At 28.5% G+C, this 21868-nt stretch carries 19 protein-coding genes and 1 tRNA gene; 9 read left to right on the top strand and 11 right to left on the bottom strand.

Annotation, left to right across the window (positions count from 1 at the left end):
• Positions 1 to 92 precede the first annotated feature (92 nt).
• The gene (locus tag AC2JAQ_RS01120; RefSeq protein ID WP_488457498.1) at positions 93 to 3464 is read left to right on the top strand and encodes an endo-beta-N-acetylglucosaminidase; all 3372 of its coding nucleotides are present in this window, start codon (positions 93 to 95) and stop codon (positions 3462 to 3464) included.
• A 478-nt stretch (positions 3465 to 3942) separates the two neighbouring features.
• The gene (locus AC2JAQ_RS01115) at positions 3943 to 5142 is read left to right on the top strand and encodes an FprA family A-type flavoprotein (protein WP_488457497.1); all 1200 of its coding nucleotides are present in this window, start codon (positions 3943 to 3945) and stop codon (positions 5140 to 5142) included.
• Positions 5143 to 5220: 78 nt separating this feature from the next.
• On the opposite strand, the gene AC2JAQ_RS01110 is transcribed toward AC2JAQ_RS01115, so the two are convergent.
• Complete coding sequence (locus AC2JAQ_RS01110; protein WP_488457496.1) at positions 5221 to 5565, bottom strand: single-stranded DNA-binding protein; 345 nt, start codon at positions 5563 to 5565, stop codon at positions 5221 to 5223.
• 153 nt (positions 5566 to 5718) lie between these two features.
• On the opposite strand from AC2JAQ_RS01110, the gene galE reads away from it, so the two are divergent.
• Entirely contained in the window at positions 5719 to 6705 is a 987-nt protein-coding gene (galE, locus tag AC2JAQ_RS01105) for a UDP-glucose 4-epimerase GalE (protein ID WP_488457495.1), read from the top strand.
• A 63-nt stretch (positions 6706 to 6768) separates the two neighbouring features.
• Here galE and AC2JAQ_RS01100 read toward each other — a convergent pair whose 3' ends face one another.
• Positions 6769 to 7620 (bottom strand): YihY/virulence factor BrkB family protein, encoded by an 852-nt coding sequence (locus AC2JAQ_RS01100; RefSeq protein ID WP_488457494.1) that lies wholly within the window; start codon positions 7618 to 7620, stop codon positions 6769 to 6771.
• Positions 7621 to 7781: 161 nt separating this feature from the next.
• Between AC2JAQ_RS01100 and AC2JAQ_RS01095 the strand changes: the two genes are divergently transcribed.
• Positions 7782 to 8783 carry an LCP family protein gene (locus AC2JAQ_RS01095; protein ID WP_488457493.1) on the top strand — a complete coding sequence of 334 codons (1002 nt, stop codon included), beginning with the start codon at positions 7782 to 7784 and terminating at the stop codon, positions 8781 to 8783.
• 110 nt (positions 8784 to 8893) lie between these two features.
• The gene (locus tag AC2JAQ_RS01090; RefSeq protein WP_488457492.1) at positions 8894 to 9769 is read left to right on the top strand and encodes an aldose 1-epimerase family protein; all 876 of its coding nucleotides are present in this window, start codon (positions 8894 to 8896) and stop codon (positions 9767 to 9769) included.
• A 35-nt stretch (positions 9770 to 9804) separates the two neighbouring features.
• On the opposite strand, the gene AC2JAQ_RS01085 is transcribed toward AC2JAQ_RS01090, so the two are convergent.
• Entirely contained in the window at positions 9805 to 10404 is a 600-nt protein-coding gene (locus tag AC2JAQ_RS01085) for a DUF1836 domain-containing protein (protein WP_488457491.1), read from the bottom strand.
• 712 nt (positions 10405 to 11116) lie between these two features.
• Here AC2JAQ_RS01085 and AC2JAQ_RS01080 point away from each other — a divergent pair.
• Positions 11117 to 11356 (top strand): AbrB/MazE/SpoVT family DNA-binding domain-containing protein, encoded by a 240-nt coding sequence (locus tag AC2JAQ_RS01080; protein ID WP_003476163.1) that lies wholly within the window; start codon positions 11117 to 11119, stop codon positions 11354 to 11356.
• 139 nt (positions 11357 to 11495) lie between these two features.
• Here the strand turns inward: AC2JAQ_RS01080 and rsmI are convergent, their stop codons facing one another.
• The 4 genes from rsmI to AC2JAQ_RS01060 form a co-directional block, all read right to left on the bottom strand.
• Positions 11496 to 12338 carry a 16S rRNA (cytidine(1402)-2'-O)-methyltransferase gene (gene rsmI / locus AC2JAQ_RS01075; RefSeq protein ID WP_488457490.1) on the bottom strand — a complete coding sequence of 281 codons (843 nt, stop codon included), beginning with the start codon at positions 12336 to 12338 and terminating at the stop codon, positions 11496 to 11498.
• A gap of 1 nt (position 12339) precedes the next feature.
• Positions 12340 to 13110, bottom strand: coding sequence for a tRNA1(Val) (adenine(37)-N6)-methyltransferase (locus tag AC2JAQ_RS01070; RefSeq protein ID WP_488457489.1), 771 nt, complete (start codon positions 13108 to 13110; stop codon positions 12340 to 12342).
• Positions 13111 to 13463: 353 nt separating this feature from the next.
• Positions 13464 to 14783: a C40 family peptidase gene (locus AC2JAQ_RS01065; protein WP_488457488.1), complete on the bottom strand. Its 1320-nt coding sequence runs from the start codon at positions 14781 to 14783 to the stop codon at positions 13464 to 13466.
• Positions 14784 to 14967: 184 nt separating this feature from the next.
• Positions 14968 to 15258, bottom strand: a complete 291-nt coding sequence (locus AC2JAQ_RS01060) for a hypothetical protein (RefSeq protein ID WP_488457487.1) — start codon at positions 15256 to 15258, stop codon at positions 14968 to 14970.
• A gap of 164 nt (positions 15259 to 15422) precedes the next feature.
• Between AC2JAQ_RS01060 and AC2JAQ_RS01055 the strand changes: the two genes are divergently transcribed.
• A tRNA-Pro gene (locus tag AC2JAQ_RS01055) sits at positions 15423 to 15498 on the top strand.
• A 203-nt stretch (positions 15499 to 15701) separates the two neighbouring features.
• Here the strand turns inward: AC2JAQ_RS01055 and AC2JAQ_RS01050 are convergent.
• Positions 15702 to 16478 (bottom strand): glucosaminidase domain-containing protein, encoded by a 777-nt coding sequence (locus AC2JAQ_RS01050; protein ID WP_488457486.1) that lies wholly within the window; start codon positions 16476 to 16478, stop codon positions 15702 to 15704.
• A 55-nt stretch (positions 16479 to 16533) separates the two neighbouring features.
• Positions 16534 to 16680, bottom strand: a complete 147-nt coding sequence (locus tag AC2JAQ_RS01045; protein WP_488457485.1) for a hypothetical protein — start codon at positions 16678 to 16680, stop codon at positions 16534 to 16536.
• A 139-nt stretch (positions 16681 to 16819) separates the two neighbouring features.
• Between AC2JAQ_RS01045 and AC2JAQ_RS01040 the strand changes: the two genes are divergently transcribed.
• Positions 16820 to 18169, top strand: a complete 1350-nt coding sequence (locus tag AC2JAQ_RS01040) for a [Fe-Fe] hydrogenase large subunit C-terminal domain-containing protein (protein ID WP_488457484.1) — start codon at positions 16820 to 16822, stop codon at positions 18167 to 18169.
• A 114-nt stretch (positions 18170 to 18283) separates the two neighbouring features.
• Positions 18284 to 18937: an HAD family hydrolase gene (locus AC2JAQ_RS01035; protein WP_488457483.1), complete on the top strand. Its 654-nt coding sequence runs from the start codon at positions 18284 to 18286 to the stop codon at positions 18935 to 18937.
• Positions 18938 to 19129: 192 nt separating this feature from the next.
• Here AC2JAQ_RS01035 and AC2JAQ_RS01030 read toward each other — a convergent pair whose 3' ends face one another.
• Together AC2JAQ_RS01030 and AC2JAQ_RS01025 are read right to left on the bottom strand one after the other, a co-directional pair.
• The gene (locus AC2JAQ_RS01030; protein WP_488457482.1) at positions 19130 to 20563 is read right to left on the bottom strand and encodes a glycosyltransferase; all 1434 of its coding nucleotides are present in this window, start codon (positions 20561 to 20563) and stop codon (positions 19130 to 19132) included.
• 115 nt (positions 20564 to 20678) lie between these two features.
• Entirely contained in the window at positions 20679 to 21860 is a 1182-nt protein-coding gene (locus AC2JAQ_RS01025) for an ABC transporter ATP-binding protein (protein WP_488457481.1), read from the bottom strand.
• Positions 21861 to 21868: the final 8 nt, after the last annotated feature.

Here is a 21868-nt window from a genome sequence, read left to right as displayed (position 1 = left end):
ATGTAATTAGTTATATTTATGAAATTTTATAACTATGTAATAATTCATCTGTAATCGTTATACAAAAAATTAATATGAGGGGGATTTTTTTTATGGCAAACAAACAAAAAATGCGTAAGCGTAGAAGGGCTTTACTTTGTGTTTTTGCAGCATTTGCATTTTCTTTTAACGCATTAGGAAAGGTAACTTACGCAACGCCTAAACAAGACAAAAATATTGTAAACTACGTACAAACTCAAGAAGAAACTTCAAACTCAATTCAAAATCAACCGATCTCATCTTATTGGTATCCAGAAGATTTATTAAAATGGAATGCTAGCACTGATAAAGATACAAACTTCAATAAAAGCACAGTTCCATTAGCAAAAAGAGTCGAAAAAGAGAAACTTGACACTATTAATGACACTCAAAACAAAGATGTTAAAGTTGTAGCAATTTCTATAATGAATTCAAACACTAGTGGTAACCCATCACAAGGTTCAAATAAATTTAGTGCTAATACATTCTCTTATTGGCAATACATAGATAAATTGGTTTACTGGGGTGGATCAGCTGGAGAAGGATTAATAGTTCCTCCAAGTCCAGATGTTACTGATTCTGCTCATAGAAATGGTGTTCCTGTTTTAGGTACTGTATTCTTCCCTATGACTGCTCATGGTGGAAAAATGGAATGGCTTGACCAATTCCTTCAAAAGGATGCAAATGGTAACTTCCCTATAGTAGATAAATTAATAGAAGTTGCTAATACTTACGGCTTTGATGGCTGGTTCATAAATCAAGAAACTGAAGGAACTAAAGAAGAACCTTTAACTCCTGAGCATGCTAAACTTATGCAAGAATTAATAAAACAATTCAAAGCTAAGTCTAATGGAAAACTTGAAATCATGTGGTATGATTCAATGACAAAAGATGGTGAAATGGATTGGCAAAATGCTTTAACTGATAAAAATGAGTACTTCTTATTAGATGGAGATAAAAATAAAGTTGCTGATAGTATGTTCTTGAACTTCTGGTGGACATACAACAGTTTAAAAGATAAAGATTTATTAAGAGTATCTAATGAAAAAGCTACGGAAACTGGAATTAATCCTTATGATTTATATGCTGGAATAGACGTTCAAGCAAATGGCTATAAAACTCCGATTAGATGGACTCATTATCAAAGAGATAACCAAGCTCCATTTACTTCATTAGGATTATATTGTCCAAGCTGGACTTATTTCGATGCTAAAACTCCAGAAGAATTCCAATATAACGAAAGTAGATTATGGGTTAATGAAAACGGAGATCCATCAAAAGGCACTAATGCTCAAAACCTTGATTGGAGAGGAATTTCAACTTATTCTGTCGAAAAAAGTGCTGTAACTACTCTTCCTTTCACAACAAACTTTAATATGGGTAATGGATATGACTTCTATGTTGATGGAGCTAAGGTATCCACTCAAGATTGGAATAACAGAAGCTTAAATGATATAATGCCAACTTATAGATGGGTTATTTCAAATGAAGAAAGTAACAATGTAAAAGCTGACATAGACTATACTACTGCTTACTATGGAGGTAACTCAATTAAACTTTCTGGTTACCTAGCTGAAGGAAAAGCTTCTACAATAAAACTTTATAGTGCTGATTTAGCTTTACCTGAAGGTGTTCAATTTACAACTACTGCTAAGGCTAATGGAAATACTGTAGATATGGATTTAGTTCTTACATTCCATGATGGTACAGAGGCTACTATTGCTGCAGATAAAAAACTTGGTACTGACTGGACTAAACTTACTTATGATATTTCACCATATGTAGGAAAATCAATTAAAACTATTTCTTATAAATTATCAAGCCCTGTATGTGTTGAAAACTTCTCAGCTAATTTGGGCAATATAACAATTGAAACACCTAACTCAAGTTCTATTGTTAATGTATCTAATGCTAATTTAAATGATGTTGACTTTAAAGATGGAATATATGCAGGTGCTAGACTTTCATGGACTCCTGAAGGAAGTGCTTCTGATGTACATCACTATGAAGTTTATAGAGTTATGAAAGATGGAACTAAAATTCTATTAGGAGCAACTCCTAATACAAATTATTATGTTAGTGACTTAAGAAGAAATGACAAAGAAGCAAATACTACATTTGAAGTTGTTGCTGTTAACAAAAACTACAATAGAGGAACTAGTCAAACTATAAATATGGAATGGCCTGCTTATCCTTCTCCAACAGCATCATTCAAAGTTTCAAATACTTTAATAGCTCCAGGTCAATCTGTAACATTTACTAATACAAGTTCAGAAGTTACTGAAGAAATTGAATGGAAATTCCCAGGCGCTACAGTTGAAACTAGTACAGAGCAAAACCCAACTGTGACTTACGAAAAAGAAGGAGTTTATCCAGTAATACTTACTGCCAAAAACTCTTCTGGAGAAAATGTTGAAACTAAAACTGAACTTATAACAGTTACAAATGCTGCAAAGGATGGCTTAGTAAACTTATCACTTAATAAATCTGCTACAGCATCAAGCTTTGTTAATGAAAATGAAGCTCCTCAATATGCTTTAGATGGAGATGTTAAAACTAAATGGTGTGCTGTTGGCTCTGCTCCACATACATTAACTATAGATTTAGGGGATGTTAAAACTATAGGTGAATTAGAAATAAGCCATGCTGAAGCTGGTGGAGAAAGTAGCGGTATGAATACTAGAGCATATTCTCTTGAAGTTAGTAATGATGGTGAAAACTTTACTCCTGTATTAAATGTAAATGATAATACAAAGGCTGTAAGTAATGATGCCTTCCCTGTTACTAAAGCTAGATATGTTAGATTAAATATTATTCAACCTACTCAAGGCGCTGACTCTGCAGCTAGAATATACGAAGTGGCAGTTAAAGGATTAGATGGAGATGTAGCATTACCTCCTATTGTAAACCCAGATGAACCAAATAAACCAGTTGATCCTGATCAACCTGTTGACCCTGAAAAGCCAGTTGATCCTGATCAACCTGGTGATTCAGAGAAACCTGAAAATCCTGAAAAACCTGGCGATTCAGAGAAACCTGAAAATCCAGAAGAAAAGCCTGCTGCACCAGCCGATTTAGCTAGTAAAAAAGTTACTCACAATAGTGCTTTATTAAGCTGGAATGCTCCTGAAAAGGCAGAACCAATTCAAGAGTATGTTGTTTATCAAGATGGAAAGGAAATAGGCAGAGTTCCTACTGATAAGACTCCACTTGAATTCTTAGCTAAGGATTTAAATCCTAATACTAAGTATAAGTTCGAAGTATCTTCAATTGATAAAAACGGAAAAGAATCAGATAAGATAGCCTTAGAAGTTACTACAAACAAAAAAGATGGAGGCAACCTTCCTAACACAGGTGCTCCAATAGGTGCAGGCGCATTAGCTACTGCTGGTGTTGCTATATCAGCTGCTGGTGCTTACCTAACATTAAAGAAAAAGAAAAAATAATTTCTTAAAATAAGATTGTAATAAAAATAAAAAAGTGAAATCATATCTTAAATTTCTAAGATATGATTTCTTTTTTTAATAAATTCCAATTAAAGTCCTTCTATTTTTCTTTGTAATTTTCTGAAAATTCCCAATTATCTTTTAGTTTAAAATTAAGTTAATAATGTCCAATCTCTATTTACTTTTAATCCTAAAAGTGTATAATTAATAATATCAAGTAATAAAATTTATTACTTGATATTATTAATTAATTAGAAAAATAAATGCACTTTTTATAAGGTTTTATCAAAAATATATTCTGTTATTTGACATAGTAAAATAATTATTGGTAATTCTATATATAATGAGAATTTAACTTTTTAATTAATAACATCAATATTTTTAGGTTTATGTGTATTACAATTCTTAATTTATAAAATATTACATTTTGAAGGGAGGTAGCTGCATATTATTCTACAAAAAATATGTAGCGTATGTAGTGAAGCACTTAAATATTAAAGACGATTTATTTTGGGTAGGGGCATTAGATCCAAACCTTAGAGTATTTGACATAATAATGTATACACCTTATGGTACAACTTACAATTCATATGTTGTAAAAGGTAGTGAAAAAACAGCAGTTTTTGAAACTGTAAAGGCTGAATTCTTTGATCAATATGTAGCAAGATTAAAAGACTTAGGTGTTGAGCCTTCAGAGATTGACTATATAGTTGTAAGTCATACTGAGCCTGACCATGCTGGTTCTATAGATAAATTATTAGAATTAGCTCCTAATGCTAAAATAGTAGCATCGCCAATTGCTATTAATTATGTAAAAGAAATAGTAAATAGAGACTTTGAATCAATTCCTGTAAAAGATGGTGATTCAATTTCTTTAGGAAATAAAACTTTAAAATTTATGTCAGTACCATTCTTACATTGGCCTGATACAATCTACACTTACGTAGAAGAAGATAAAACTCTTATCACTTGCGATTCATTCGGAAGTCACTATTCTTGCGAAGAAATGTTTGACGACTTAATTCCAAATGAAGAACAATATATGGAAGCATTAAAATATTACTTTGACTGCATAATGGGACCATTCAAACCATATGTTTTAAAAGCACTTGATAAGATAAAGGATTTAGACATAGAAATTATCTGTCCAGGTCATGGTCCAATTTTAAGAGCTAATCCATTTAAAATAGTTAACCTTTATAAAGAATGGAGTACTCCAGCTCCAGCTAATGAAGTTAAAAAAGCTTCAATATTCTATGTTTCTGCATATGGATACACTAAGCAATTAGCTGAAAAAATAGCTGAAGGTATGAAATCAACTGGAAATTTAGAAATAAATCTATTCAATATAATAGAACATGATATGGCAGAATTAGTTGGTGAAGTTGGTTCATCAGATGCTATATTATTTGGTTCTCCAACAATAGTAAATGAACTTCTTGAGCCAGTAAGAGACTTATTATCAAAACTTAACCCTGTAGTTCACGGTGGAAAAATAGCTGGTGCATTTGGTTCATACGGATGGAGTGGCGAAGCTGTTCCTAGAATTGAAACAAGATTAAAAGAATTAAGAATGAAAATGCCTGTTGAAGGATTAAAAGTTAAATTTAAGCCATCAGAAAAAGAATCACAAGAAGCTTTCGACTTTGGTGTTGGAATCGGAAATGCTTTAAAATAATTCTTAAATTCTGATAATTTAATTATAATAAACTAAAAAAGTAGTAAGTGAATTGTTACTTACTACTTTTATTTTATATTAAAAATTATTATCTACTTTGTCATGATTGAAATTAACACACTTAAAATCTTCTACCGAAACTTCTACTACGTATCTTCTCCTTCCTTCATTATCCTCAAAACTTCTTGTTATAAGTCTCCCACTAACACTTAACAAATCACCCTTTTTTAAATACTTACAAGCTATTTCTGCCTTTTTCTCCCACATTATTATTGGAATGAAGTCTTTTTTTCTTTCACCTGTAGAAGATTTAAAGTTTCTTGAGACAGCAATTGTAAACTTCGTGTATACTTTTTCTCCACCCTCTACATACCTTAATTCTGGATCCTTTACTAAACGTCCTAATAATACTATTTTATTCATGCAATATTACCTCCTAAAAAATTACTATCTACCATTTTAACCAAAAATGTAAAAAATATTCATATTCCATAGGAAAATCTATTTATTTTAGTAAAACTTTTACTTATAATAGTGTATAATAATATTAGAATTATATTTATTGGAGGTATTAACATGGCAATTTTAGTTTGTGGTGGTGCAGGTTATATAGGAAGTCATATGGTTGCAGAACTACTTGAAAATAATAAGGAAGTTGTTATCTTAGACAACTTTGAAAAAGGACATGAAGATGCTATTCTTGGTGGAAAACTTTATAAAGGTGATTTAAGAGATAGAAAAATATTAGATAAGATTTTTACTGAAAATAATATAGAAGCTGTTATTGATTTTGCTGCCTACTCTCTTGTTGGTGAAAGCATGACAGAACCTTTAAAATACTTTAATAACAATGTTTCAGGAACTATAAGCTTATTAGAAGCTATGAAAGATTATGGTGTAAAATATATAGTATTCTCATCAACAGCAGCTACTTATGGAGAACCTGAAAATATTCCTATATTAGAAACTGATAAGAATCTTCCAACAAATGCTTATGGAGAGTCTAAGCTTCTTGTTGAAAAGATTTTAAAATGGTGTGATACTTGCTATGGAATAAAGTACACTGCTTTAAGATACTTCAACGCAGCTGGAGCTCATATTAATGGAAAAATTGGTGAAGATCACTCACCTGAAACTCACCTAATACCTTTAATATTACAAGTTGCTCTAGGAAAAAGAGACAAGATAATGATGTTTGGAGATGATTATAACACTAAAGATGGTACTTGTGTAAGAGATTATATACATGTATCAGATTTAGCATCAGCTCATTCACTAGCATTAGATAGATTGATGAATGGTGGAGAAAGTAGAATATATAATCTTGGTAATGGTACAGGCTTTACTGTAAAAGAGGTTGTTGAAGTTGCTAGAAAAGTAACTGGTCATCCAATTCCTGCTGAGGTAGCGCCTAGAAGAGCCGGAGATCCAGCAACATTAATAGCATCATCAGATAAAGCTATTGAAGAATTAAATTGGAAACCAAAATTCAATTCACTAGAAACAATAATTGAAACTGCTTGGAAGTGGCATAAAAATCACCCAAATGGTTATGAAAAATAATTAAAATTTCTAAATAAAAAGACATTGAACAAAGTTTATTAATGTTCAATGTCTTTTTAACTTTTATAACTCTCCTAAATTATTCTTTTCAGCTAAAACAGCATTTATTTCTCCACCTAGTATTAAAATCATAGATGTTATGAACATCCATGTCATAAACATAAATACAGCTCCTAAACTTCCATATAATCTAGAATAATTACTAAAATTATTAACATAATATGCAAATATATATGAGATCAATATCCACCCTATTGTTGTAATAGCAGCTCCTGGAATTACTTCTAACCACCCTAGTCTTGCACAAGGAGTAGCATTATATAAAAACATAAAAAATAAAATCATAATTAAAATAACAACTATATATCTTAAAATATTCCATATAAAATATAAAACTTCTGGATGTTCAAGAACTCTTATTAAGAAGTTTCCTATCACATCACCAAATACAAATAAAAACAATGTAGCTATAATAACTAAAGCTAATAAAATTGTATATATAATTGAAATTATCTTTAACTTTACATATGATCTTGTTTCTTTTACTCCATAAGCTTTATTTAATCCTTTTATTACAGCTTTAAACCCTGAGGATGATACCCATATAGCTAACCCAATACTTATCCATAATAATCCTGCTTGTTCTCCATCTATAACTTGCACAACAGTACTTTGTATCAAATTATAAGCTTCTATAGGCATAACATTACTTAATAAATGAAGTACATAATCACTATTTAAATGACTAAAACCTATTAAAGTCATTAGAAATATTAAAAATGGAATAAATGATAATATCATATAATATGCCAATTGAGCTCCTAAAGCAAAAATATCATCATCACTTATCTTCTTTATAAACATAACAAGAAATATTATAGTTTTCCGCAAAAAACTTTTTGATTTCTTTTTCATAATTTACTCCTTATAATTAATATAGTTAACTTTAATTATATTAATTATACACATAAATTATAAATATGTATAATTAATAAAAATGTAACTTTTTTGTTAATGAATAGGAATAAAATTATAATAGTGAAATATGTAAAATTTTATGAAAGTCGGTGAAACTAATGTCGCAAGGTAAACACACAAAGAATGACAGTCCTAAGAAAAAAAGTAAAGCGAAAGTAATAGTATTAGCACTATTCTTTATATTACTTATAAGTATAGGACTAGGTGCTACATATATATATTCAACATTAAATAAAATGGACATAAAGAATATAGCTCAAGACGATAAATCTTTAGGTATTGATGAATCTAATAAGGACTTATTTCAAGATGGTATATTAAACATAGCTCTTTTTGGAGTAGATAGTAGAGATCATAATGATGTTGGACGTTCTGATGCAATAATGATAGCTACAATAGATACTAAACATAATAAAATAAAGCTTACTTCTCTTATGAGAGATAGTTATGTTGAAGTTGATGGACATGGAAAAACTAAATTAACTCATGCGTATGCTTATGGTGGTCCTACTCTAGCATTAAAAACAATAAATGAAAACTTTGGACTTAATGTAAAAGACTATGTAACTGTTAACTTTGATAACTTAGCAAAAATAATAGATGACATTGGTGGGGTTTCAATAAATATAAAACCTTATGAAGTTAACGAAGTTAATAAATACGTTCAAAATGTTGCACAAATAACTGGTACTGAATATAAACCAGTTCATGAAGGTGAACAAATTTTAAATGGTACACAAGCTGTTGGATATGCAAGAGTCCGTTATGTTGGTGATGGAGATTACGAGAGAACTGAAAGACAAAGAAATGTTCTTGATGCAATCATAAAGAAACTTTCAACTTTAAAAGCTTCTGAATATCCAGAAACAATAAACAAACTTTTACCTTACGTTGAAACAAACTTAACTCCATCTAAAATACTTAGCGTAGCTACATCAGTAGCTTCAACTGGTATTCCTCCAGTAGAAAATATGCGTTTCCCTCTAGATGGATATTGTAAAGGTGAAATGATAGATGGTGTTTGGTATTTAACATTTAATGAACAAAAAACAAAAGAACAAATCCAAAACTACATATATAAGGATGTTAATCCTAAATAGTATGTTAACTAGCTGGAAAATAATCTTAAATGATTGTTTTCTAGCTTTTTTACTATCTACTATTAGTGATATAATAAATTTAAAATATACTATTCTGAAAGGATGAGATTATGATTTATACTCTTGAAAACGAACACTTAAAAATCTCTTTAAGTAACCATGGTGGTGAATTACATAGTATAAGAGGAAAAAAAGATAATACTGAATTTTTATGGTCTGGAAATGAATCTTATTGGAAATATCACGCACCAATACTTTTCCCTATAGTTGGTAAAGTATTTAACGGAAAATACAATGTAGATGGAAAAACTTATGAACTTCCTCAACATGGTCTTGCTAGAGTTCGTGATTTTGAAATGATAGAACAAACTAATAATTCAATTTCTTTTGAATTAAATTATTCTGAAGATACATTAAATGTTTATCCTTTTAAATTTTCACTTATAATAAAATATACTTTAAATGATATAAACTTAAGTATTGATTATATAGTAAAGAATTTAGATGATAAAGAAATGTATTTCTCAATTGGAGCTCATCCAGCATTTATGTGTCCTATTGAAAATGATAATTTCGATGATTACTATTTTGAATTTAATAAAAAAGAAAACGCTAATATTATGCCATTAGTTGGAGCTGGTTATTTTTCTAAAGAAGAAAAACCGTTCTTAGAAAATGAAAATATAATTCCACTTTCTTTTGATTTATTTAAAAATGATGCTCTAGTTTTCAAAGACTTAAAGTCAGATAAAATCTCATTAAAATCTAAAAACCATAATAAATATCTAGAATTTGACTTTGGTCAATTCCCATATTTAGGTTTATGGACAAAGGATACTGGTGCTCCTTTTGTTTGTATTGAACCTTGGTTTGGACATGCAGATTTTGATGGATTCACTGGTGAATTTAAGGATAAAGCTGCAATTGAATCACTTTTACCTGAAAAAGAATTTAGTTGTAATTATAATATTTCTTTCTTTGAATAAACAAAAAAAGTTGAAGCTTCGCCTTCAACTTTTTTTTACTTTTCTTCATCATGATATCCATTAACTATTTTTTGCACTACCTTTTTTACAACGCTTGCTTGTGCAATTAATGTCATAACCGTTAAGAAAGTCACTATACAATCTCTATCTTCCTCTTTTATATCAGAAACTTTAATTATTTCTTCTATTTTGTCATTATCTACTAATGGCATCTCTAAGAATCTTTTTATACTCTCTTCTTGTACTTCCCCAAACATCTTATAAGCCGTTTCCCAAGATATTATATCATCACTTCTATCATTGATATCATTAAATGCTAGAGCAAATACTTTTTTTATCTCATCGGTTTTTAGTAAGGGTCTCATATAACTTAATAAAACCAATTGAGCTAAGTGCACCTTAGTATATCCACGTTTTTTTCCATCTTCCGGCTTTGATATTACCTCACTTTTAATATAATTTTGAACTATATTATTAGTAAATTTATCTTCCGTAAACTTATCATTTAAATAGTCTATAACTTGTGAAAGAAATAAATCATATTTTGGTAATTCATCATAAGAAACCATGCTGCTCTTTGACATTTCTTCCGCTAAAATTTTTATTTGTTCAGAATTAAAATTATTAATATCCATAGTACACCTCAAATTTCGTTGTAAACCCTTATTATGTATTATATAGTATTTATAATCACATTACAAGTTAACACCCTCTATTTTGTTCTTTCTTAACTTATTTTATAGATAAAACATAAAAATTATATAAATAATCCATTTTAATAATATTCTTCTTTTATATTTAATCCTATATAAGTAAAATATATTCAAATTTTTTTATTAAAATTTAAATATATTTTACTTTTTAAATCTGACTTATTTATTTAATATTCTATATTTTTCTTTTTATTCTATTTTTCTTCTTATTTTTATATATTTTTTATATTTTCTTAAATAATAATAAACAAACTATTAATTTAATCATAGAATATTATATATAATAAATAATTTGTTATACGACATTTTTATTATTTTTTTCCAATTTTATTTTATATGCTAATTTAACTGCATCAATCGTCGGTTTTTTAATAGAATTTTATATTAATTTATCAAAATTTATCCTTTTATTTAACTTTTTGTTAAATAAAAGTTAGTTTATTTATGTAAAATAAATTAATCTTTACCTTGACTTTTCAAAAAAATGGTAGTATATTGAATATATAATTGATTGAGAATAAAAAAAATTGTAAACAAACATTTTTTTTGACAAAACATATTGACTTAATATGACAAGTTTGTTAATATTATAATGCGTTTTGTCGAAAGTTGTAAAATGCAAGGATGAAGTATAATGAAATCAACAGGTGTAGTAAGAAGAGTAGACGAACTAGGAAGAATAGTTATTCCTATAGAGTTAAGAAGAACATTAGATATAGCAGAAAAAGATGCTTTAGAAATCTATGTAGACGGAGAACAAATCATATTAAAGAAATATGAGCCAGCATGCATATTCTGTGGAGATGCTAGAGATGTTGTTAACTACAAAGGTAAAAACATCTGCCAAAAATGTTTAGATGAATTAAAAAAATAGTAATTAACTTATTTATATAAATAATTAATTAACCATTTTAACCCTAACCAATAATAATTTTTTAACACTATATCCCCTTATAGTGTTAAAGCACTTCATAATCCCCTATGAAGTGCTTTATTTTTTTATTTCAAAGTTCTTATATATTTAGTGAAAATTTATAGATTTCTGATTTTGCAACTCCTCTATCTTTTGCTACTTGCTTTATCGCATCCTTTTTCTTCATTCCCTCATTGTCTATATAATGGATTATATGTTCCTCAATTGACATATTACTCCACTTAGCATTATTCTCTTCTTCAATTTCTTCATTTGATTTTCCTGATATTACACAAACAAATTCACCCTTAGGGACATTCTCTTCAAAGTGAATTTTTGCTTCTTCCATAGTACCTCTAAATATTTCTTCATGAAGTTTAGTTAACTCCCTACATACAGCTATATTTCTATTCCCTAAACCTTCCTTTAAAGTATCTATTGTATCTAAAATTCTATATGGTGATTCATATATTATTATTGTTTCAGTTCTATCTTTTATATCTTCAATAAAAGCCTTTTTCTCTTTATTCTCTCTAGGGAAAAATCCTTTAAACATAAATTTAGTTGTATCTAATCCTGAGTATATTAAAGCTGTGGTAAAAGCAGTTGCTCCTGGTAATACTTCAAATTCTATACCTTCAGCTATACACTTTTCAACGACAACGCTTCCTGGATCTGATATTCCTGGAGTTCCGGCATCACTTACTATAGCCACAGAAGTACCTTCTTTAACCCTTCTAAGTATCTCATCGCCTTTTCCTTGTTCATTATGCTTATGATAGCTCATTAGAGGTTTTTTTATTTCAAAATGATTTAAAAGTTTAAGTGTTTGTCTTGTATCCTCAGCTGCTATTAAATCAACATTTTTTAATACTTCTAAAGCTCTTAAAGTTATATCTCCTAAATTTCCTATAGGAGTTGGTACTAAATAAATCTTACTCATTTTATTTGCTCTCCCTTCCGTATATTTTATCTATTTCTTCACTATATCCACCTTCATCTTTATAAACGTATAAAGGAGGTTCCCATTTTAAGAAAGCTCCTCCATCCCTTTGTCCTTCTACTAATACAATATTAGCTGCTTTTTTAGTATTTGGATGAACCATTCTAACTCTCTTAGGTTCTATTTTATATTTTCTCATTAAACAGAATATATCTGCTAATCTTTCTGGTCTATGTACCATATAAAGTCTACCGTTATCTTTTAAGAATCTCCTACTTGCAGCTATAACATCCTCTAAATTGCACATTATCTCATGTCTAGCAATAGCAAGTTTATCTTCTGGATTAACAATTCCTGCATTACTTAATTTATATGGAGGATTAACTGTAACCACATCGAATTTAGGTAATTTCTTGCTTAAATTTTTATCTTTTAAATCTCCACAAACAAAAGAAACCTTATCTTCTATATTATTGATCTTTGCACTTCTTTTAGCCATTTCTGCAAATTCTTCTTGAATTTCTATTCCCACTACTTCTTTAGGATTTTTCTTACCATAAATAACAAGAGGAATTATTCCTGTTCCAGTACATAAGTCTAGCACTGAATGCTTTTTATTAACATTAGCAAAATTAGCTAATAAAACAGCATCCACTCCAAATCTAAACCCTTCCTTTTTCTGTATTATATGTAATCCATTTAACTGTAAATCATCAAGAGTTTCTTCATCATTGACTAATGTTAAATCCAACTCTCTAAAATTTTCATTCATTTTTCTTCACACTCACCTTTACTATATTTAAAAATGTAAATAAACACTTATTCTGAATCATATTTATATCTTTTATATTATAGCATATAGTAATTATCTCTAATCACTTTATTTAATATTACTCTTTAGTCAATTAGGTTATTAACTAAATACGTTTTTAATCATAGTATTACTTATTATTTATAGGCACAAAACCAAATTCTTAAATCATTATAATCTCTTATTTTATGAAAATCATATTACAAAATATTAATTAGTTCTAACTTTTACTAAAAATCAAAATAACTTCAATAAAACTCTATAAAATAAAATATGCCAAACAGAAATTATCTGTTTGGCATAATAACTTACAATTATAATATTCTTCTTGCAGTTGAAAAATTATATATTGGTCCTACTACTACACCAACACCTGGTCTTGCAGCATGAATCATTTGTCCATTTCCTACATATATTCCAACATGATTTGGAGCTGATGCTGGTCCTTCAGTAAATACTAAATCACCCGGTTGTAATTGATCTCTTGAAACCGGCTTACCTTCATTTACTTGAGTATAAGTAGTTCTTGATAAACCAATACCTAAAGCATTTCTGTAAACATATTGAGTAAATCCTGAACAATCAAATGAATCAGGACCTGTTGCTCCATATACATAAGGTTTTCCTATGAATTGATATGCATATGATATTAATGATGATGATGCCCCTTGACTTGGAGGTGCTACTACACTTCCACCGCCTGATGAACTTCCGCTACCTGATGAACTTCCGCCACTAGCAGTATTTCCACCATTATTTACATTTCCACCTCTATTTGGAGTATTGGCTGAGTTTCCTTCTGCTTGCTTTTGAGCAATTAAGTCTTTAGCTTTTTCTATAGCTTGAACAGCTTCAGCATCTACATCTGGAGTTTTTATTTGGTTTCTTAAACCTTGTAAAGCTGTCTTAGCTTGATTTAACTCATCTATAGAACTATTTGCATTAATTTTGTCTATCCAAGGCTGAATTAATTGTTTTTCTAAAGGTGCTAATTCTCCAACAACCTTTTCTTGTTCAGACTTCATTTCTTTAATAATGTCTTCTTGTTCAGCTTTCATTTTATTTAAATCATCTATTTTTGTTTGAGTTTCTGTATTAAGCTTATTTAATTCAGCAGTTTTATCTTCTAATTCTTTAACTTGACTATCAAGTTTTGCCTGTTCAGAAGTTAACTCATCGATAACTTGCTTATCCATACCCATTACTTTACTAATAGCTTGTGCTCTTGATAAGAAGTCGCTTATACCATTAGACTCTAATAAAGCACCTAAGTAGTTTGCTTGTCCACCACTTTTATAAGTCGCTCTAATTCTTTGTCCTAAAACTTCTTGTTGTTTTTCTATTTTTTTCTTTGATTCTTCAATTTGAACTTTAACTGTTGAAATTGATTCTTCTGTCTTAGATATTTCATCTTTATTTTTTTCAATTTGGAAAAATAAAGGCTCTATTTTAGCTGTTAATTCATCTATCTTATTTTCTAAATCTCTTATTTTACTATTAATATCTGCATATTTATCTTGATTTTGTTCCATTTGTTGCTTTTGACTATCCGTAAGTGGAGTTGCGAATACACTTTGTCCTACTCCGAATGTCATTGTAGCAGCAAGAACTGTTGAAATTATTTTCTTCTTCATATCTACTTGCTCCCATTTAATGAAAAATAGGAACCCATCCCTCCCCTATGTTAAAAAATTTTACATATATCATTATATCATTGGAAACCTTTTTGTAACAATATAAATTTGTCATTTTTCTGTTAAATAAACATATTTTTTTCACTTTTTTTACAATATTTTAACTTCCGTTTACATATATATACTATTTTGTTATTTTATTGGCAACAATTCTTTGAACTATTGACCCGCCTATTATAACTACTACGAAAGCTATTTTTATTGAATTTCCATTAACAAAATTATCTACCGCTCCTAAAATAGTTCCTAAAAATCCAATAAAAATATTTCCTAGCGCATTAATTTGTATGTATTTAGCACTATATTTTCCTGTTTGATTTTCTCCATCGAATCTTTTTTTGTTTGCAAATAATACTATCCCAACAACTATTAATAAAAAACTAGCTGCTAGCATAACAATTGAACTTATCTTCATTTGTTCCACCTCATCTTTTAATTATTAAATTACTACTTAACATTATAACATCCTTATGAAAATATCCTATATATTAATAAAATATAATGTTAATTCATTTTTAAAATTTTTTTATTTTTTTTGTTGACAAACTTATTTTTTTCCCATATAATAATATATGTCGCCGGGGTGTGGCGCAGATGGGAGCGCGCGTGGTTTGGGACCATGAGGTCGCAGGTTCGATCCCTGTCACCCCGACCAAAAGGAATTGCAATAGCAATTCCTTTTTATTTTATATAAAACATACAATACTCTACCTAAAATATTCTATATCTTATATTTAGATATAGTTAGTGTATAAAATATACTAATATAAAATTCAGAGGGGAGAATATATCCCTCTGAATCAATCATAATTATATAATAAGTAAACTTATATCATTCTGTAAATTTAAAGTTAAATTTTATTTACTATCCACTAAGTTAGATATTGACTTTATTATTTTTTCATATTCTTCTAGTTTATTTTTAAGATTTAGGTTCTTTTCCTTTAATAGATCATTTTCTTTTAAGAGTTTATCAATATATTCTTTATCAATATTGCTATTTTTTTTGCTAGTTATAAATTCTTCCTTTAATATTTTTAAAACATCATTTATATTCTTAATTTTTTTATCTATCTCTAATACTACCCTGTTATCCTCTTCTCGTTTATCTATATAAAATTCTTCAAAAGTGTCTATTATTTCTGTAGATGATATTTCATTTATAAATTCTATTATTTTCATTCCATAATCTAATGATGGTGCCCATTTCCCCCCTAAATCCTCAACATATCTACATATTCCCATCAAATATTGAAAATGCTTGGGATCTACACTATTTAGTTTAGGATATCCACTAGCACCAGCATATAAAGCCAAATGATCTAAATGAGCTTGTACTCCTTTTGTCCATGTATCAAATTTTGCATGAGTCTCTGTTGATATAGAAGTTTTTAAACCACAAGGGTTTTTAAACTCCTCTTTAACACCTTCTCTGAATTTTCCATATCCTGTTTCTAAAGCTGCTTGAGCATAGGCAACTGTAGGATTAACACCTCCACACTCCTTATATAGTTTCCAATATAAATCAGCTAATTCTATAAATGTTGAAGTGGCTCCTCTATTTTTTGCCCATTGCTTAGCTTGGTTTTTATCTTCTAACGGCTCATTTATTATATTGGTTTTAACATCAGTCATATTATATCCCCTATTATAAAATGCTATCATTAAATTATATTCCTAAACATATTTTTTATTCTAAATTATCATTAACTTCCTCTTTAATACTTTTTGCAAGTTCTTCTTCTAAGTATCTATCTTCTTTTGCTGCCGCATGAAATAACGACATATAAAACATCCAAATTAGTACTACTATTCCAGTTAAAATAATATATTTCATTGCATATCACCTTTTTCTTATTATTAATTATTATTTATTTAAAATACTCTCCAACTTACAAAAATTTATACACTTTACTAATACGATTTAAATTTGTGCACATAATAATCTTATTAAATAGATTTTAGGAGGATTTATCATGAATAAAAAATATGACTCTTTATTCAAGGATCTTATTTCATCATATTATTCACAAGATAATTTCGATGAAAAATTAAATAATATGATAAAAAATAATTTTAATAGTAAAGATGAAGCAATAGAAGTTCTTTCTTCCCTATGTGGAGTTGAAATAGATAAAAATTCTAATAATATTGCTTATGATATAAAAAAAGCTATAACCTCACATAAAATAAGAAAAAATTTAGTTGAAAAAGTATCTGTATGTACAGAAAACTGTTCTAAAGACACTAAAGGAAAATGTCAAAGTCTCTGTCCCTTTGATGCAATACTGACTAATCCTATAGATAATAGTAAATATATAGATCCCAACCTTTGTGAAAACTGTGGTATATGTGTTCAAGTATGTGAAAATGGTCACTTTTTAGATAGAATAGAGCTTCTTCCAATCATTGATTTGATAAAAAATAATCAAAAAGTAATAGCTGCAGTTGCTCCAGCTATAGCTGGACAATTTGGTGAAAGCGTAACATTAGATATGCTAAGAGAAGCTTTTATAAAAATAGGATTTACTGATATGATTGAGGTTGCCTTTGCAGCTGATATGTTATCAATAAAAGAAGCTGTGGAATTTAATCATCACGTAGAAAAAACTGGTGATGTATTAATAACCTCTTGTTGTTGTCCTATGTGGGTTGGAATGTTAAGAAAATGTTATAACGACTTAGTAAAAGATGTATCTCCTTCTGTTTCTCCTATGATCGCAGCTGGAAGAGTAATAAAAAAATTAAATAAAGATGCTAAAGTTGTTTTTGTAGGTCCATGTATAGCTAAAAAAGCTGAGGCAAGAGAAAAAGATTTAGTGGGTACTATAGATTATGTTTTAACTTTTGAAGAACTTAAAGGAATATTTGAAGCTTTAAAAATAGATCCATCTACTATGAAAGGAGTTCCATCAATAGAGTATACCTCTAGAGGTGGAAGACTGTACGCTAGAACTGGTGGTGTTTCTGAAGCTATAAGTGATGTTGTTAAAGAATTATATCCAGATAAATCTAAGCTTTTTAAATCAGTTCAAGCAAGTGGTGTTAAAGAATGTAAAGAGATTCTAAATAAATTGCAAGATGGCGAATTAAAAGCAAGCTTTGTTGAAGGTATGGGATGTGTTGGTGGATGTGTTGGTGGCCCTAAAAGAATTGTTGATCCTAGTATAGGAAAAAAACATGTCGATGAAGTCGCTTATAGTTCTCCAATAAAAGTTGCTACTCATAGCCATACTATGGATGAAGTATTATCACAACTAGGAATAACCTCACTTAAATGCTTTGAAAATAAAGAAAAAATTTCTATCTTTGAAAGAGAATTTTAATAAAATCAAGTTTTAAATATTAACAAACTTAAATTTCTTTTTAACGAAGTTTAAATTTTTAACCTTACCTTCAATATAATTTATATGATAAACTGTATTGGGGGTGAGGCAACAATGCTTAACAATATAAAAGGTGTAATCTTTGATTTAGATGGAACTTTAGTTGATTCAATGGGAGTATGGGCTAAAATAGATGTTGATTATCTAAATAAACTTGGTCATGAAGTTCCTAATAACCTTAAAGAAGAAATCACTCATTTAGGCTTCAAAGAAGTTGCTAAATATTTTAAGAAAAGATTTAATATAGCAGATTCAGAAGAAGAAATAATGAAAACTTGGCATGATATGGCCTACATAGAATATAAAGAAAACATAAAACTTAAACCTGGTGCAAGAGAGTTTCTTAAACAGCTGAAAGAATCTAATATAAAAATAGGATTAGCTACTAGTAACTCTTATCCTCTATTGGAGGTTTCTTTAAAATCAAATGATATATTCGATTTATTTGATTCAATAACTATAACAGGAGAAGTTTCTAGAGGAAAAGATTTTCCTGATGTTTATTTATTAGCTGCTGAAAGATTAGGATTATCTCCTAATGAATGTGCAGTATTTGAAGATATCTTACCAGCGGTTAAAGGTGCTCTTAGTGCAGGAATGAAAGTCTTTGCTGTTGAAGATCATACAGTTTCTGATGAAGAAAGAACGGAAATAAAAAAATATGCACATGAATACATAGAATCTTTTAATGATTTACTTATAAAGTAAATCTTTATTAATTCATAAATAAAAATGCCTATATCTATTTTTAGATTTAGGCATTTTTTTTTCTATTAACTAAATCATCACTTACTTTTATTTTAATCTTTAGCTATATTTTAAACTAATATTGATTTATATATAACTGAAAGGCTAATTTAAAATTAATACTCACCTAAAATAAAATCTTATTTTTAATCTTTATTCTAAGCTTTTAAGTGATTCCTTTATTAATTCAGCTCTATTATCCCAAGTATTTTCTTCTGCTTCCCTCTTTAAGGTTTTAAAATACTTTCTATCTTTTAATCCTAAATTTAATGATCTATCAATATTTTTTATAAATTCATCAGCGTCTTTTGAAACCATACAAGAATTATAATTTTTACATTCATTTATATCTGTAGTTACTATTGGTTTTTCTAAGGCCATATATTCAAAGATCTTTAATGGAGATGTAGAATCTGTTATATCATTTTTTATAAATGGCACCATACAGACATCAAAGCATTTTGAATAATTAATTAAATTCTTATAATCAATCATTCCAAGATAAGATACATTAGAATAATTTTTTAAATTACTTTTGCCATAAGAACCATCATAATCCATTCCTATTAAAACAATCTCATATTCCTCTCTCTCACTAGCTAGTTGTTCAATTAACTTATAATCAAACCACTTTGCTAAAGCTCCATAATATCCTATTATAGGTTTCTTCTTCTTAACTATAGGCTGAATTTCTTTTCCTATTTCATGTCCATACTTTTTAAAATCTTCTAAATTAACTGCATTTGAAGCTAAAATATTATTTTCATTTTTACCTCTAAAACTATCTGCAATATCTTTTAATTTTTTAGCAGTTGAAACAACTAATACATTCTCCTTATCTCTTAAAAGTCTTTCATGATCCTCTATCATTTTAGGAGTTACATCATATCCACTTATTTCACTTGATAGCTCATCTACGAAATCATATATAACCTTAAATCCTTTATCCATATATGTTTTTATTTTTTCATAATCAACTGAATTTAAACAAGTTGCATAAACATGTACAAATTTAGGTTTATTTATTTCTTTTATAGCTTCAAAGAAAGCTATATTCAAACTATACATATCTAAATTAAGAACATACAAATTATCTTTTATCTTTTCAATAGAATATATTTTATCATTTTTTATATCACTTCTATATATATATAATATTTTTTTATCACTTAATGCTTCTGCTAAATGTTGTGGTCTTTGCTTCATTTCTATATTCCATCCAAATGAAGCATGAAATACTATAATTTCATCAAATTCTTCGTTTTCTAAAATATCTTTTATTTTTTTATAAAAACAATTAAACTGTGCTTCAAATAATATAGAACTTATTGCATCATCAATATACTTAGATGTTTTTGAACATACCTCATTTAATTTACCTGATAATATATCATCTTCAGTAATTTTATTTTCATAATTAGAGATGTTATTTCCATTCTCATCAATACCTGTAGTGGCCTCTAAATCAGAATATATAAGTTCTCTTAACTTTAAATTTTTTATAAGCCAACTATTTAATTCCCTCTTCTCTTCATATGTAAAATCACCAATATTTTTTTCTAACATAACTTCAAAAATATTCTTCATAAAAATTCTCCTTATTAAAAGACTTTAACACTTTTACATTATTAACATCTTTTCATATAATTAGTACACAAAAAAGGATATTAACCATATAAATTATGGTTATATCCTTTCTCTTTTATGACCATGTAGAATCTAAGAACACAAAGCCTTCAGATTCATCCTCATTTTGCACATCAAATGAAATAACATTCTCTTGTGTTTCTAAAGCAACAAGATTTTGACTTTCTGAAAATATAGCATCTAAGTAATAAGTTCCTTCCTTAACATCTAAGGAATCTATCTTAAAAGTCATCTTATTTTTTCCCTTTTTCCAAGGTATAGTGAATTCATCAACATTACTATTTACTGAAAATATAAATTGATCCGCATTTCTATACTCACAAGGTTCCCTGTAAGCTCTTCTCATTTCAATAGTAATACCTGCATTTTTAACTGATGGATTTAATACATCATATTCAATTAAAAACTCTATAGAATCACCTTTTTTATAAGCTTTTTTCTTATTTATTATTTCTACATTATTAAGTTCAACGAATTTTCCTGACTCAAGTTCTTCTTTAGAATCACTTTGCATAAGTTTATCATAGTATTTTTCAACTATATCAAAAGATGGACCTATATCAACAACTCTTCCCTTTTCAAGCCATATGGCTCTTTCACAAAAGGTTTGAACAGTTTCTAATCCATGAGATACATAAAGAACTGTTTTACCTGCCTCTTTAAACTCATTAAACTTATCCATACATTTCTTTTGGAATCCAACGTCTCCAACTGATAATATTTCATCTACAATAAGTATATCAGGATTAATGTTTATAGCAACTGCAAAAGCTAATCTAGCATACATACCACTTGAATAACTTTTAACTGGTTGATTTATAAATTCTCCAATATCAGCAAATTCAATAATATCATCTTTTACATTATCTACTTCTTCTTTAGTTAATCCCACTAAACTTCCATTAAAATATATATTTTCTTCTCCTGTAAGTTCTGGGTTAAATCCAGTTCCTAATTCTAAAAGAGAAGATACTCTTCCATTAACATTAACTTCTCCTGAAGATGGAAATGAAACTCCTGTTAATATCTTTAATAAAGTTGATTTTCCAGCACCATTATTCCCAATGATACCAACAATTTCACCTCTATTTACATGAAAAGAAACATCCGTTAAGGCTTTAAATTCTTTAACTTCTCTTTTTCCAAAAGGATTTATTATACTTTTTATTCTACTTGATTTTGAATCGTAAACTCTGTAATTTTTACAAAGATTTTTCACTTCTATTGCCTTTTCCATGATTTCTC

Source organism: Clostridium sp. LIBA-8553 (assembly GCF_057782465.1).
Note: the sequence above shows the minus strand (reverse complement) of the source record. Positions and strands in the feature narration are given on the sequence as shown.

Excerpts from the sequence above, each read along its gene's own strand:
- AC2JAQ_RS01120 (WP_488457498.1), top strand. The coding sequence starts at position 93 with ATGGCAAACAAACAAAAAATGCGTAAGCGTAGAAGGGCTTTACTTTGT.
- AC2JAQ_RS01110 (WP_488457496.1), bottom strand. The coding sequence starts at position 5,565 with ATGAATAAAATAGTATTATTAGGACGTTTAGTAAAGGATCCAGAATTA.
- galE (WP_488457495.1), top strand. The coding sequence starts at position 5,719 with ATGGCAATTTTAGTTTGTGGTGGTGCAGGTTATATAGGAAGTCATATG.
- AC2JAQ_RS01100 (WP_488457494.1), bottom strand. The coding sequence starts at position 7,620 with ATGAAAAAGAAATCAAAAAGTTTTTTGCGGAAAACTATAATATTTCTT.
- AC2JAQ_RS01095 (WP_488457493.1), top strand. The coding sequence starts at position 7,782 with ATGTCGCAAGGTAAACACACAAAGAATGACAGTCCTAAGAAAAAAAGT.
- AC2JAQ_RS01090 (WP_488457492.1), top strand. The coding sequence starts at position 8,894 with ATGATTTATACTCTTGAAAACGAACACTTAAAAATCTCTTTAAGTAAC.
- AC2JAQ_RS01085 (WP_488457491.1), bottom strand. The coding sequence starts at position 10,404 with ATGGATATTAATAATTTTAATTCTGAACAAATAAAAATTTTAGCGGAA.
- AC2JAQ_RS01080 (WP_003476163.1), top strand. The coding sequence starts at position 11,117 with ATGAAATCAACAGGTGTAGTAAGAAGAGTAGACGAACTAGGAAGAATA.
- rsmI (WP_488457490.1), bottom strand. The coding sequence starts at position 12,338 with ATGAGTAAGATTTATTTAGTACCAACTCCTATAGGAAATTTAGGAGAT.
- AC2JAQ_RS01070 (WP_488457489.1), bottom strand. The coding sequence starts at position 13,110 with ATGAATGAAAATTTTAGAGAGTTGGATTTAACATTAGTCAATGATGAA.
- AC2JAQ_RS01065 (WP_488457488.1), bottom strand. The coding sequence starts at position 14,783 with ATGAAGAAGAAAATAATTTCAACAGTTCTTGCTGCTACAATGACATTC.
- AC2JAQ_RS01060 (WP_488457487.1), bottom strand. The coding sequence starts at position 15,258 with ATGAAGATAAGTTCAATTGTTATGCTAGCAGCTAGTTTTTTATTAATA.
- AC2JAQ_RS01050 (WP_488457486.1), bottom strand. The coding sequence starts at position 16,478 with ATGACTGATGTTAAAACCAATATAATAAATGAGCCGTTAGAAGATAAA.
- AC2JAQ_RS01045 (WP_488457485.1), bottom strand. The coding sequence starts at position 16,680 with ATGAAATATATTATTTTAACTGGAATAGTAGTACTAATTTGGATGTTT.
- AC2JAQ_RS01040 (WP_488457484.1), top strand. The coding sequence starts at position 16,820 with ATGAATAAAAAATATGACTCTTTATTCAAGGATCTTATTTCATCATAT.
- AC2JAQ_RS01035 (WP_488457483.1), top strand. The coding sequence starts at position 18,284 with ATGCTTAACAATATAAAAGGTGTAATCTTTGATTTAGATGGAACTTTA.
- AC2JAQ_RS01030 (WP_488457482.1), bottom strand. The coding sequence starts at position 20,563 with ATGAAGAATATTTTTGAAGTTATGTTAGAAAAAAATATTGGTGATTTT.
- AC2JAQ_RS01025 (WP_488457481.1), bottom strand. The coding sequence starts at position 21,860 with ATGGAAAAGGCAATAGAAGTGAAAAATCTTTGTAAAAATTACAGAGTT.